This is a genomic window from Candidatus Pelagibacter sp. PS_17 (assembly GCF_059417945.1).
Window position 1 is genome coordinate 477,582 of sequence record NZ_CM182073.1, and the last position, 12,674, is coordinate 490,255.

Below are 12,674 nucleotides of genomic sequence, written 5' to 3' on the forward strand. Positions count from 1 at the left end.
CAAATTAAAAGCTAATAAGTAAGGAAATAAGACCTATGGTTTCCCAATATATTACGAAATGGTGGATAATAGGTTGCCCTCTTGGGAGAGAAACACCAATATATAAAGAGAAGAAGAAATAGCCATTTATAAGGCTTTTTAATTAAGTGCCACTACAGGAGATAGACTATAGTTTATCTTATGTTTTACTTATGAAATCTTAGTATTAGGTTTGAAATAAGGAAAATAAGAACAATGAACAAGTAAATTATAGATAATACTTCCTTATGACTTAAATTATATGTCATAGAATAAAGTTTAACCTAAAGATAACCTTAATATGAAAGTTATATACCTTAACTCTTTATTTAATAAGAATAAGCCTAACAAAAAGGCTATTAAACTTATTGATGAAGCAATAATCAAAGCTAATGGGTTTAATCCTAAAGCTAAATCACAGAAGCCTGTAAGTAGCAAAGAGTTTATCTTAAAGCATACTGAGGACTTCCTGAACTATGCAATTGATTATTCTATTAATGATAAGGTCAATGAGTTCTACCAGAAATAATTTGGTATAAAAATCTGACAACCTTATCGTAGGGTACATTTTACGTTTGTCCCCATAGGCACACGCAGGATTTTGCGGAGGGTATGTACCTACTATCCTAGTAAAAATAACTATATCGTAGACAACTACTAAATAAATTTATGATTACACAGCAGTACCAATGATTAGCGGTGGTCTTAGAGACTACTGATGCTTATTAAGTTCCACTAATAGCTATATAAACCAAATAAAAAAATTTGCGTTTATCTTTCTCATTATCTGTATTAAAAATAAATCAATGGTAAAGAAACCTTTAAAGAAACTTGTAGATAAAAAGACTGGTAAAGTTGTAGACCCAAAAAGAATAATGCCAATTATCTTTAATGGGTTAAGAAGAAGTTATCCTGCTTATGCTTCAATGGATAGTGTGATGGGTGAACAATTCACTAACGATGTGATGTTCTCAAAGATTACAGCTAACTACAAAGAACTGCTTAAAACTCATGGTGATGGATTTAAAGAAGCCTATGATGCTTATAAGAATGGTACTGGTGCTAAGGCAAGAAAAGAAATGGCTAAGTCAATTAAAGGTAAATACTTAGATAACAAACAGATTGAACTAAATAAAAGAATAGATGAGTTGTTAAAAAATTCAGGTGTAGAAGAAGCTAATCCACAACCTAAAAATCCATACATGAAGTTTGTTGATGGTGAGTGGGTTGATTATTCACCAAAGGCTTTAGCTGAAAGAATTAAAGATGAAAGAGATAAAGCTGTTAAAGAATTAAAAGATAAAGAAGCAAAGAACGCATTAAAAGATATTGCTGAATTAACTTTAAGAATACAAAGAAGTAATCAACAGTTAATGAAACCTTTTAATCAACTTAAACAAACTGCTGATGAATTTAAAAGAAGATTAAATCCTTTTGCTTTTGGCCAGAGTTATACTGGTGGTGGTCTATTAAATATAAAACCTAAGCAACCAACTTTATTAGGTAGTACAATCCAAAGAACTGCCATACCAAAGATTAAACCTGATGGAAGCAAACGTAGAGCAATCACAGGTACAGGTCTAAGTTCTTATATGGAAAGACATAAGCTAACTAATCCTGTTGATATAGCTAAGACTTTTCTAACTAAGAAAGGTAAAGACTATGTAATCACAGGCTTTGGTAATCTTAGATTTCTTTGTGAACAAATGAATGTCAATCCTGAAGAAGCATTACTTTATATATGTGAGGGAATGACTGATACAAAAGCACGTTGGAGAAACCATAGATTAGATAAAGAATTTTGGAGAGGTTCACAGTCAGTAGTAAACCTAGTTAAATATTATAATGAACAAGTAGCTTCATCTAAAGCTAACCCAAGTAGAATGACATTTACTATTAAGAAGTTATGGAACTCTACTTATTGTAAGGACATATTTACAGAGTATGGTGTTGTTTTACCTGATTACACACAGTTTTCTAAATGGTTTAAAAAGATGAGACACCACGTTGATGTTCTTAAGTTAGATAAGCCCAAGAAAATTAATTAATGAAGTTTAATTGTTTGTTCATAAACAAGAGAACTAATGAACGTAAACAAAAAGAATTTACCAAAGAAGAAATAGATAAATACTTAGGTGAATACGTCACCGAAAGAGCCATAGACAGAGGTCAAACTAATACTACTGTTATGAAAAAAGGTGATGCTTATAAAGTGCTAGTTAAGTATCTTAAATAGTTGCTGTGACGTGGCAACGATTAATGCTGTTGCTGTGGTATAGCAGTCTTAGAAAATTGAATAATTAAATATACTATCTAAATGTCTTGTTGAACTTTTGGTTCAGTTAAGTTTACGCAACGTAAATTAATTCGAAAGAGCAGGGCTTATTTCTTTCTACCTGTTGAACCAATAGTTCTTAAATTAATAATTAACTATGAGGATAGTATTATGAATAGTAAGAAATATAAGTCAGTAGCAATTAAGATTGGTACTTGGAATGTAGCAACTGATTTAAGTCAAAAAATAGTACCAAATACAACACTAAGCAGAAGTAAGATTGTTGAGATTGCAGTAGCAAGATTAGCAAGGTCATTAACTGCAACTAATAACAACAACATACATAAGGTTTCTTTTCAGAAACTTATTGCAAACAAAGGATAGAACTATGCAAATATTAGTACTAGATACTTTCGACAACTGGGGTCACATGGTCTCAAAAGTTGATAAAGGTGTGTTAGCTAAAGCATTAGATGATGCTAAAGATAACCTAACACCTGAACAACCTGCGGAAGTTATCGTATATCAGACACCTGAAGACGACTTAGAGTAAGGTTCTGATGTTAATTACTAGAGTTAAAGTACAAGGCGAAAAGCTAGACACTTATAGAGTGAGTCAGATTGACTCAATTTATACAAAGTTATCCAGTTCTATAGATGTTCTGTTGGTTTTTAATTTTAAAAGAGTAATAGAATTACTAATGACAATATCTATTTTTTCGCAAATTAGACTCATTATAAATAAGAACATAGGTGTCGATGACACTTGTGTTTATAACCCAAATCGAATAGGATAATATTTATGTTAAAGAAGAAGACGAAACTAACCACAAAACTCTCAACTAAAGTTATTATGATAGTTGCTGAAGCTGTGTGTAAAGTATGGAAGTATAGTCGTACTAAGTATAATGGAGTGAGTGATTTTGATTACCACATTACAGACTTACGAAGACAGTACCCAAATCAGCTTGTTTACAAACACGCTATTGGAGTACTTCCATTCACTTGTAAGACCAATGAAGTAGATGATGAATATGAAAGAACTTCATCTATAAAACTTGGTGACTGCAATATCAGATATACATTTGATAAACTTGTTAAAGCTGTAGATGTTAAACCACAAAATGTTGAACATCTATTTGGTGACCCAAGAGTTCCGATGATAACTGACTTAATTACACAGACTAAAGTACGACATAATCAACCTAAATCTTTGAGAGTTTTAAACTTTGAAAGAAAGGAGACTAATGTCGTTAAACTGCACAATCAGTAATATTCAGTTTGATTACGCTTTTAATGATGCTGTAAAAAAAGCATCGAAAAGTGTATCAGGTGAAGCGACTACATTTCAGAATGGTATACCCAATCAGACTGTTTTAGTTTTTAAAACAATCTGTTGTTTGCCAGATGAAGAAATAAACACCAGAGTAATTGCCGAATGGTATTTTAAATTATTTGGTGTTGCCATAAGCACAACTTCTACAGTTAGAAATATGAGTAGATTAAGTGACTATGGTTTTTTAGACATGGTTGATAATCCACATGGTAAGTCACATAAATACACTTGGATTAGATTAACTCAATCAGGTCGAAAACTACAAAAACTGTTTATTGGTTCTAGTAGTGATTGGAAAGATAAACCAAGAACTCTAATTGACCGAACAGTTAAATCAGCAATGTCAGGAGGAATAAACTATGATTAGTTTAAAATCAGAAGTACTTGCTTACATTAAACAGCAATGTCCACAAGGCATTACTCTAACTAAAAATCGTAAAGGTCTTTATGTTAAAGTAAGTAAGATGATTAATGGTAAAGAAAAAAACCTTAATCAAACAATCAATATGGGGTTAGATTTAAGTATGTCTGTAGCTGATATGAAGTCAGCTTTTGAGACAACTTTACAATTAGCTTTAACTACTAAAAGACAGTTCAAAGCACAAATTGAAAACCCTAACTTTACATCTTTTCATACACCAAAAGCTAAAGGTGTTGGAACTATGGGAAGTGTCTATGCAATGATGTTCACAAAAGAGTGGGGTCAATGCACAGGTAAGCAACAAGACCAAGTTAAATCATTCTTCAAAGATTTAGAAGAATTTTTTGGTGCAGATAAAAGGTTGTCTGAGTTTACAGAAGAAAACATAGATAACTTTAAAGACTGGGTTGCTAAGAAGATAATGGAACGACCTAAAAATATGACAGGTACAGTTTCACATAACTCAATAAATAAAAGACTAGGAGTATTAAGAAGCATTATGAAGTATGCGTTATCTAAACGTCTACTTGCTAATGACCAATTAATTAATCCTGACGCTAGAGTAAAGAATATGGGTATAGTTGATTTACCAAGAGGTGAGTCAAAAAGAAAACCTGCATTTACTTTTGCTGAACAAGAAACATTACTTGCAGTTATTGCTAAGAGTGGTGTTCAAAAAGATTGGGATATGTGGGCTTGGTGTTTTGATAGCGGTATGAGACATGATGGTGAACTAAATTGTTTCACTATAGATAACGTTGACTTCGGTAGAAACACAATAACATTTTGGAGACCTAAAACAGGTAAGTGGTCTGTTGAAATGGTATTAACACCAAGAATGTCTGAGATACTTGCTCGTAGAAGAAAAGAAGCACAGTTAAGAAAAGATAGAAAAGTGTTTCCAAGTACAGCAGGTAGCAGACGTAGCAACTGGGATAAGTATATTCGTATGTGTAATTTTAATAAAACCTTTACACCATACACTACAAGACACACTTACATTACACGTCTTGCAGAAGAAGATACTAATATGAAAGTTGTTAAAGACTTAGCAGGTCACTCTTGTATTGAAACAACCATGACTTATTACACTAAGTCTTCATCAAAACTTTTACATAATGCTATGTTGAAGATTTCGAATGGTTATACAAATATTAAGAATGATAGTATAGTTGAAGAAAATGAGGACTCTATGATTGGTCATAATTCAAAAAAGGCTTTGAAATAGAAATGTATTCTGTTATTACTTCACCAGTTTTAAGTGGGGCGATGGCGGAATTGGTAGACGCGTTGGTCTTAGGAACCAATTTTTTCGGAAGTGAAGGTTCGAGTCCTTTTCGCCCTACCAGAAAAGTAAGTAAGAACGCAGACAAAAATGACTACGAGAGCGTCAACGATATGTTAGTTTTGTCTACGAAACAAAAACAAGATGGAGTGTGGTTATTACAAAGTAGACAAGGCGGTAGACTTAGGAACCAGTATCGCAAGATGTGAAGGTTCGAGTCCTTTTTCGCCTACCAACAAGCTTAAAAAATTATGAAAGTTACAGTAGAAAATAAAAAAGGTTTAAATAAAGACATTAAAGTTTTCATAGATAAAGAAACTATGAATTCTTATATGGATGAAAAATACGAAGAAATTAAAAAGACTGTTAACTTAAAAGGTTTTAGACCTGGCAAGGTGCCTAAAGAAGTTTTAAAAAGACAATTTGGACAAGCAATTTTTAGTGAAGTGCTAGATAAAGTTCTTAAAGATACATCAGTTAAAGCTTTAGAAGATAATAAAATTAAGCCAGCAGGACAACCAAAGCTCGATCTTAAAACCTATGGTGAAGATAAAGATTTAGAATATGTAATGTCGATAACAGAACTTCCAAAGGTAGAGTTAAAGTCTGTTGAAAATATTAAATTTGATGAATATTCAGTTAAAATTGACACAAACGAAACAGATAAAAGAATTAAAGAAATAGCCAAAAGTCAGAACAATTTTAAAGAAGTTGCAGCAGATGTTAAAGCAGTAGAGGAAAATTTAGTTATTTTTGACTACAAAGCAACGATTGATGGAAAAGATTTTACTGGTGGTGAAGGAAAAAATACTCAATTAATTCTAGGTAAGGACTTATTTATTAAAGGCTTTGATAAGCAGCTTATTGGCGTTAAGAAAAATGATGAAAAATCTGTTGACGTTACTCTGCCTGAAAACTATCCACAAAAAGAATATGCAAATAAGAAAGCTAATTTTATTTGTAAAATTACAGAAGTAAAAAAATCAGAGGAAGTAAAAATAGATGATGTTTTTGCTAAAAACTTAGGTGCAAAAGATCTTGCTGATTTAAAAGTATTAGTTAGTAAACAAATTAATGATGAATATAAAAATTCTCTAGATAAATTGGCAAAAACTCAAATCTTAAAAGAAATTGAAAATTTTAAAGTGGATGAAATTCCGGAAAACTTAATTGAGGAAGAAGTTAAGATTTTATCTCAAGGTATGACTGAAGAAGATTCTAAAAAAAGTAGAAAAAATTTTGAGGAAATTGCTAAAAAAAGAATTAAAGTTGGGTTGATCTTAAATGAATTCGGTGAACAAAATAAAATCAAAGTAACCGAACAAGAAGTTCAAGCTGAAGTTCAAAAACAACTTAGAATGATGCCTGGCCAAGAAAAGATGGTTATGGAATTTTATCAAAAAAATCCGTCAGCATTAGCTAGCTTAAGAGGAACCGTGTATGAGGAAAAAATTATCGATTTAATTAAAACTAAAGCAAAACCATCTAAAAAAGAAATTAGCAAAGAAGAAGCAGAAAAAATTTTAAAGGAACATCAAAAACAAGATCATAATCATGAACATGACCACAATCATGACCACGATCATCCTGAGGAAAAAAAAGCTTCAAAATCTACTAAAATTGAAAAAAAACCAAAACCCTCAGCATCTAAAAAACCTTCAACAAAAAAAGTTAGTAAAAAGTAATCACAAGTTGTATAAGTAAGAGAATCAACTTATGACAACAAATTTATTAGATCAAATGAATACTCTTGTGCCTATGGTTGTTGAACAATCAAATAAAGGTGAGAGAGCTTATGATATTTATTCAAGACTTCTCAAAGAGAGAATTATTTTTTTGGTAGGACCAATAAATGATAACGTAGCATCTTTAGTTACAGCTCAACTTTTGTTTTTAGAGTCTGAGGATCCAAAAAAAGAAATCAATTTATATATCAATAGTCCTGGAGGACTAGTGACAGCAGGTCTTGGAATTTATGATACTATGCAATACATTAAACCAGATGTTTCAACATTATGTATTGGTCAAGCTGCATCAATGGGTTCATTTTTATTAGCCGCAGGTAAAAAAGGTAAAAGATTTTCTTTGCCAAATTCTAGAATTATGGTTCACCAACCTTCTGCTGGTTTTCAAGGACAAGCTACAGATATTGAAATTCATGCTAACGAAGTTTTAGCCTTGAAAAAAAGACTTAATGAGATTTATTCAAAACATACTGGAAAATCTGTTGATGATGTGAAGAAAGCACTAGAACGTGATAACTTTATGACTCCAGATACCGCAAAAGAGTTTGGTTTGATAGATGAAGTAGTTGAAAATAGATCTTAATACACAACATCTTGACACCCCTTTAAACTGATACTTGATTAGTATGAGTCTTCTATATTAAAGTAACTATACTGATTCGTTTATAAATTATATGACAACAAATAATAAAAATATTCTTTACTGTTCTTTTTGTGGAAAGAGCCAACATGAAGTTAGAAAACTTATTGCAGGTCCAACTGTATTTATATGTGATGAATGCGTTGAACTATGCATGGATATCATCAAAGAAGAAAGTAAAGACACATTTGTTAAACATCAAGATGGGTTACCACCGCCTAAAGAAATTTGTGCTGTATTAGATGATTATGTTATTGGGCAGCCTCACGCAAAAAAAGTTTTATCAGTTGCTGTTCATAATCATTATAAGAGACTTAACTACGAGACCAAAACTAGCAAAACAGTTGAACTTTCAAAATCAAATATTCTTTTAGTTGGTCCAACTGGTTGTGGAAAAACTTTATTAGCTCAAACTCTAGCAAGAATCCTTGACGTTCCTTTCACAATGGCAGATGCAACCACTTTAACAGAAGCAGGTTATGTTGGTGAAGATGTTGAAAATATAATTTTAAAATTATTACAAGCTGCTGATTACAACGTTGAAAAAGCACAACGTGGAATTGTATACATCGATGAAGTTGATAAGATTAGCAGAAAGTCAGAAAACCCTTCTATAACTAGAGACGTGTCTGGAGAAGGTGTACAACAAGCTCTATTAAAAATTATGGAAGGGACAGTGGCGAGCGTTCCACCTCAAGGTGGCAGAAAGCATCCACAACAAGAATTTTTACAAGTAGACACAACAAATATTTTGTTTATTTGTGGTGGAGCATTCGCTGGCTTAGATAAAATAATATCTCAAAGAGATAAAGGTACATCAATAGGATTTGGTGCAAATGTAAAAAAAACAGATGATAAAAAAACAGGTGAGTGGATGAAAACTTTAGAACCTGAAGATTTGTTAAAGTATGGCTTAATCCCAGAATTTATTGGAAGACTTCCAATGATAGCTACATTAGAAGATCTTGATGAAAAATCTCTAGTTAAAATACTACAAGAACCAAAAAACTCGCTAATTAAACAATACCAAGAATTATTTAAATTAGATGGAGCTAAGTTAAGTTTTAAAGAAAATGCGATCAAAGAGATTGCACAAAAAGCAATTAATAAGAAAACTGGGGCTAGAGGCCTTAGATCAATCTTAGAAAATATTTTATTAAAAACAATGTACGATCTTCCAAGTCAAGACAATGTGGAGGAAGTTATTGTAGACGCTAGTGCGGCCAAAGGACTATCTCAACCAATCATAGTTCATTCAAAAAATAGTAGCAAAACAAAGACTGACAAAACTTCTGCTGCCTAATTTTACGTTAATAAGTAATAAATAGCTATTGCAATATCATATTTAATATCCATATTTAGATGATGGATGTAAAAATCGAACGACCTTTATTACCGTTAAGAGATATTGTTGTATTTCCAAATATGGTAGTTCCATTATTTGTTGGTAGAGATAAATCTATTGCCGCTTTAAATGAAGTTATGAAAAAGGACAAAAAAATTGTTCTAGTTACCCAAAAAAATTCAGAAATAGATGACCCTAAAAAAACTGATGTTTTCATGTATGGTTGTGAAGGTAATATTCTTCAGTTATTAAAACTACCAGACGGTACAGTAAAAGTTTTAGTTGAAGGAAGTAAAAGAGTAAAAATTTTAGATTTTAAAGATAATGAGAAATTTATTATTTGTGAATATGCTCATCACCATGATGTGGTAACTAAAGATGAAGACTTAATACCACTAGCAATGACTGCTGTAAGAAGATTAGAAAAACTAACTTCAATTAATAAAAAAGTATCAAGTGAAACGATTAATAATATTAAAAAGTTAACTAATGCATCACACATTGCTGATAATATCGCATCTCACCTAACAGCTACAATTTCAGAGAAGCAACAAATATTTGAAACTATAGATGTTAAGAAAAGACTTAATTCTATAATTAAAATAATGGAGAATGAAACCAGTATTATTGGAGTTGAAAAAAGAATTAGAGGAAGAGTTAAAACTCAAATGGAGAAAACTCAAAGAGAATATTATTTAAATGAACAACTTAAAGCTATTCAAAAGGAATTGGGTGAAATCGAAGATGGAAAAGATGAAACTTCAAGTTTGAATAAATTAATTATTAAAGCAAAAATGCCAAAAGATGTTGAGAAGAAATGTATGGCTGAGCTTAAAAAGTTAAAAAATATGAGCCCAATGTCTGCTGAGGCTACTGTTATCAGAAATTATCTTGATTGGATGACAGATCTTCCTTGGTATAAAAAAAGCCAAGTTGATATTGATCTGAAAAAAGCACTTGCAGTTCTTGATGCAGATCATTTTGGTTTAGAAAAAGTTAAAGAGAGAATTATTGAATTTTTAGCAGTCCAAAAAAGAATGGAAAAGATTAAAGGTCCAATTTTATGTTTAGTTGGTCCTCCAGGTGTTGGTAAAACATCATTAGGAAAATCAATTGCAAAAGCTACTAACAGAGAATTTGTAAGAGTTTCTGTAGGTGGTATGAGAGATGAAGCGGAAATAAGAGGACATAGAAGAACTTATATAGGTTCTTTACCTGGTAAAATTATTCAAATGATGAAAAAAGCAGGTACAAAAAATCCACTTATTCTTCTTGATGAAATAGATAAAATTGGAAATGATTATAGAGGAGATCCATCTTCTGCTTTGTTAGAAGCATTAGATCCAGAACAAAACACAACATTTAATGATCATTATCTAGAAGTTGATTATGATTTATCTGATGTCATGTTTGTTACTACAGCTAACACTTTGAATATTTTACCACCGTTATTAGATAGAATGGAAGTCATTAGATTAGCTGGTTATACAGAAGATGAAAAAATTAATATTGCAAATAAGTATCTACTACCCAAACAAGTTAAAGATAATGGAGTTAAAGAAAATGAAATGACTTTATCTGAGGATATAATTAAAGAAATTATCCAAAGCTATACAAAAGAGTCTGGTGTAAGAAACCTAGAAAGAGAAATTTCAAAAGTAGCTAGAAAAGTTGTTAAGAAAGTAGTTTCTGGAGAAGAGAAAGAAGTTAAAATTGATTTAAAAAATTTACCAGACTATTTAGGAATTCAAAAATTTAAATTTGGTGAACTTGAAAGTAAAGATAAAATCGGTGTTGTTACTGGTTTAGCTTGGACTGAATACGGTGGGGAAATTCTTAAAATTGAAACTGTTATAATGCCAGGAAAAGGCAGAATGCAAATTACAGGAAAATTAGGTGAGGTTATGCAAGAGTCTATCAAAGCTGCAAAATCTTTTATTAGATCAAAAAGTTTAGATTATGGAATCATTCCTCCTTTATTTGAAAAAAAGGATTTTCATATTCATGTTCCAGAAGGAGCTACTCCTAAAGATGGACCCTCAGCAGGTATTGGTATGGTCACTTCAATAGTTTCTGCAATCACAAATAACCCCGTCAGAAGAGATGTTGCAATGACAGGCGAGGTAACATTAACAGGTCAAGTATTGCCAATTGGTGGATTAAAAGAAAAACTATTAGCAGCACACAGAGCTGGGATAAAACAAGTTATAATTCCGAAGGAAAATGAAAAAGATCTTGTTGATATGCCTAAGAAAATTATTGATGATATAAAAATTACTCCTGTTGAGCATGCTGACGAAGTATTAAAAATAGCTTTAACAAAAGAATTAAAAAGAGTTGAGTGGGTGGAGGTTGAGAAAATTTCTCAATCTAATGATAAATCTCAAGCCAGTATTCAATAATTACCAATTTACATTATCTATTCCTTGATGTAATAGTAGCGCTTGTTTTGGGCGGTTAGCTCAGTTGGTAGAGCATCTCGTTTACACCGAGGGGGTCAAAGGTTCGAGTCCTTTACTGCCCACCAAAACAACTAAAGTGGGGGTGTAGCTCAGTTGGTTAGAGCGATCGCCTGTCACGCGATAGGTCGAGGGTTCGAGTCCCTTCACTCCCGCCACTTTTTCCCTATTAATTAACATTTATATTATTAAAAATGTGACGTAAGTACCCTTCAACAAGAGGTAAAAACTGCTATATAGACTCAAATGCTTTCAGAATTTTTAAAAGATTACTTACCAATTATTATATTTTTGATTATTGCACTTGGTCTGAGTTGTGCTTTTGTTGTTGTAAACTTAATATTATCACCAAAACATCCAGATCCAGAAAAATTATCTGCGTATGAATGTGGTTTTGAACCCTTTGAAGATTCAAGAATGGAATTTGATGTAAGGTTTTATTTAGTGGCAATTCTATTTATAATCTTTGATTTAGAGATAGCTTTCCTTTTTCCCTGGGCAATATCATTGGGCAATATTGGAGGTCTTGGCTTTACTTCAATGATGATATTTTTATTCATTCTTACGGTTGGATTTATTTATGAATGGAAAAAAGGTGCACTAGACTGGGAATAAAATTTTAGATTATGAACTTAGAAATTAAAAATAAAGAAATTCCTGAAGAATTTAAAAAACTTGCTGAAGACTTTAGTAAAAATGGTTTTATCACAACTTCACTTGATAATTTAATAAACTGGTCAAGAGCTGGTTCATTACACTGGATGACTTTTGGTTTAGCTTGCTGTGCTGTTGAGATGATGCAAACAGCAATGCCAAGATATGATTTAGAAAGATTTGGTGCTGCACCAAGAGGGTCACCAAGACAATCTGATGTTATGATTGTAGCTGGAACTTTAACTAATAAAATGGCACCGGCATTAAGAAAAGTTTATGATCAAATGCCTGAACCGAGATATGTTATTTCGATGGGTAGTTGTGCAAATGGTGGTGGTTATTATCACTACTCTTATTCTGTAGTCCGTGGTTGTGATAAGATAGTACCTGTGGATATTTATGTGCCAGGATGTCCTCCATCAGCTGAAGCATTACTTTATGGAATCTTGCAATTACAAAAAAAAATTAGAAACAAAGGATCTTTTGAAAGATAATT

The 12,674-nt window shown here is 31.8% G+C and carries 14 protein-coding genes and 3 tRNA genes; all 17 read left to right on the forward strand.

The genetic code is table 11. The annotated features are described in order from the left end of the window. Window positions 1-319: 319 nt before the first annotated feature. The 17 genes from AC5SML_RS02595 (at window position 320) to AC5SML_RS02675 (ending at window position 12,672) form a co-directional block, all read left to right on the forward strand. Window positions 320-547, forward strand: coding sequence for a hypothetical protein (locus tag AC5SML_RS02595; RefSeq protein WP_494617510.1), 228 nt, complete (start codon window positions 320-322; stop codon window positions 545-547). Window positions 548-824: 277 nt separating this feature from the next. Further along, window positions 825-2,066 (forward strand): hypothetical protein, encoded by a 1,242-nt coding sequence (locus AC5SML_RS02600; RefSeq protein WP_494617512.1) that lies wholly within the window; start codon window positions 825-827, stop codon window positions 2,064-2,066. Beyond that, on the forward strand, window positions 2,066-2,254 hold the full coding sequence (locus AC5SML_RS02605; protein WP_494617513.1) for a hypothetical protein: 189 nt from the start codon (window positions 2,066-2,068) through the stop codon (window positions 2,252-2,254). Before AC5SML_RS02600 ends, AC5SML_RS02605 begins: the two co-directional genes overlap by 1 nt. Window positions 2,255-2,464: 210 nt before the next feature. After that, window positions 2,465-2,677, forward strand: coding sequence for a hypothetical protein (locus AC5SML_RS02610; RefSeq protein WP_494617515.1), 213 nt, complete (start codon window positions 2,465-2,467; stop codon window positions 2,675-2,677). A gap of 4 nt (window positions 2,678-2,681) precedes the next feature. Further along, window positions 2,682-2,846, forward strand: coding sequence for a hypothetical protein (locus AC5SML_RS02615; RefSeq protein ID WP_494617517.1), 165 nt, complete (start codon window positions 2,682-2,684; stop codon window positions 2,844-2,846). 249 nt (window positions 2,847-3,095) lie between these two features. Then, the gene (locus tag AC5SML_RS02620; protein ID WP_494617518.1) at window positions 3,096-3,566 is read left to right on the forward strand and encodes a hypothetical protein; all 471 of its coding nucleotides are present in this window, start codon (window positions 3,096-3,098) and stop codon (window positions 3,564-3,566) included. Next, complete coding sequence (locus tag AC5SML_RS02625; RefSeq protein WP_494617519.1) at window positions 3,541-3,996, forward strand: hypothetical protein; 456 nt, start codon at window positions 3,541-3,543, stop codon at window positions 3,994-3,996. The genes AC5SML_RS02620 and AC5SML_RS02625 overlap by 26 nt, the downstream gene beginning before the upstream one ends. Further along, complete coding sequence (locus tag AC5SML_RS02630; RefSeq protein WP_494617521.1) at window positions 3,989-5,278, forward strand: tyrosine-type recombinase/integrase; 1,290 nt, start codon at window positions 3,989-3,991, stop codon at window positions 5,276-5,278. Before AC5SML_RS02625 ends, AC5SML_RS02630 begins: the two co-directional genes overlap by 8 nt. 35 nt (window positions 5,279-5,313) lie before the next feature. After that, a tRNA-Leu gene (locus AC5SML_RS02635) sits at window positions 5,314-5,398 on the forward strand. A 188-nt stretch (window positions 5,399-5,586) separates the two neighbouring features. Further along, entirely contained in the window at window positions 5,587-7,020 is a 1,434-nt protein-coding gene (tig, locus tag AC5SML_RS02640; RefSeq protein WP_018414055.1) for a trigger factor, read from the forward strand. A 31-nt stretch (window positions 7,021-7,051) separates the two neighbouring features. Next, window positions 7,052-7,663, forward strand: coding sequence for an ATP-dependent Clp endopeptidase proteolytic subunit ClpP (gene clpP / locus AC5SML_RS02645; RefSeq protein ID WP_006997039.1), 612 nt, complete (start codon window positions 7,052-7,054; stop codon window positions 7,661-7,663). 91 nt (window positions 7,664-7,754) lie between these two features. Beyond that, the gene (gene clpX / locus AC5SML_RS02650) at window positions 7,755-9,023 is read left to right on the forward strand and encodes an ATP-dependent Clp protease ATP-binding subunit ClpX (RefSeq protein WP_006997038.1); all 1,269 of its coding nucleotides are present in this window, start codon (window positions 7,755-7,757) and stop codon (window positions 9,021-9,023) included. Between the two features lie 59 nt (window positions 9,024-9,082). Then, window positions 9,083-11,467: an endopeptidase La gene (lon, locus tag AC5SML_RS02655; protein ID WP_027306582.1), complete on the forward strand. Its 2,385-nt coding sequence runs from the start codon at window positions 9,083-9,085 to the stop codon at window positions 11,465-11,467. 49 nt (window positions 11,468-11,516) lie between these two features. Next, window positions 11,517-11,592 (forward strand) — tRNA-Val (locus AC5SML_RS02660). A 13-nt stretch (window positions 11,593-11,605) separates the two neighbouring features. Beyond that, window positions 11,606-11,682: transfer RNA gene (locus tag AC5SML_RS02665), tRNA-Asp, on the forward strand. Window positions 11,683-11,770: 88 nt separating this feature from the next. Then, entirely contained in the window at window positions 11,771-12,139 is a 369-nt protein-coding gene (locus tag AC5SML_RS02670) for an NADH-quinone oxidoreductase subunit A (protein WP_006997036.1), read from the forward strand. A gap of 11 nt (window positions 12,140-12,150) precedes the next feature. Continuing rightward, window positions 12,151-12,672 carry a NuoB/complex I 20 kDa subunit family protein gene (locus AC5SML_RS02675; RefSeq protein WP_494617522.1) on the forward strand — a complete coding sequence of 174 codons (522 nt, stop codon included), beginning with the start codon at window positions 12,151-12,153 and terminating at the stop codon, window positions 12,670-12,672. The last annotated feature ends 2 nt before the right edge of the window (window positions 12,673-12,674 follow it).

Bases quoted from the DNA above. Each gene is read 5' to 3' on its own strand.
- AC5SML_RS02595 (WP_494617510.1), top strand. From the start codon at position 320: ATGAAAGTTATATACCTTAACTCTTTATTTAATAAGAATAAGCCTAAC.
- AC5SML_RS02600 (WP_494617512.1), top strand. From the start codon at position 825: ATGGTAAAGAAACCTTTAAAGAAACTTGTAGATAAAAAGACTGGTAAA.
- AC5SML_RS02605 (WP_494617513.1), top strand. From the start codon at position 2,066: ATGAAGTTTAATTGTTTGTTCATAAACAAGAGAACTAATGAACGTAAA.
- AC5SML_RS02610 (WP_494617515.1), top strand. From the start codon at position 2,465: ATGAATAGTAAGAAATATAAGTCAGTAGCAATTAAGATTGGTACTTGG.
- AC5SML_RS02615 (WP_494617517.1), top strand. From the start codon at position 2,682: ATGCAAATATTAGTACTAGATACTTTCGACAACTGGGGTCACATGGTC.
- AC5SML_RS02620 (WP_494617518.1), top strand. From the start codon at position 3,096: ATGTTAAAGAAGAAGACGAAACTAACCACAAAACTCTCAACTAAAGTT.
- AC5SML_RS02625 (WP_494617519.1), top strand. From the start codon at position 3,541: ATGTCGTTAAACTGCACAATCAGTAATATTCAGTTTGATTACGCTTTT.
- AC5SML_RS02630 (WP_494617521.1), top strand. From the start codon at position 3,989: ATGATTAGTTTAAAATCAGAAGTACTTGCTTACATTAAACAGCAATGT.
- tig (WP_018414055.1), top strand. From the start codon at position 5,587: ATGAAAGTTACAGTAGAAAATAAAAAAGGTTTAAATAAAGACATTAAA.
- clpP (WP_006997039.1), top strand. From the start codon at position 7,052: ATGACAACAAATTTATTAGATCAAATGAATACTCTTGTGCCTATGGTT.
- clpX (WP_006997038.1), top strand. From the start codon at position 7,755: ATGACAACAAATAATAAAAATATTCTTTACTGTTCTTTTTGTGGAAAG.
- lon (WP_027306582.1), top strand. From the start codon at position 9,083: ATGATGGATGTAAAAATCGAACGACCTTTATTACCGTTAAGAGATATT.
- AC5SML_RS02670 (WP_006997036.1), top strand. From the start codon at position 11,771: ATGCTTTCAGAATTTTTAAAAGATTACTTACCAATTATTATATTTTTG.
- AC5SML_RS02675 (WP_494617522.1), top strand. From the start codon at position 12,151: ATGAACTTAGAAATTAAAAATAAAGAAATTCCTGAAGAATTTAAAAAA.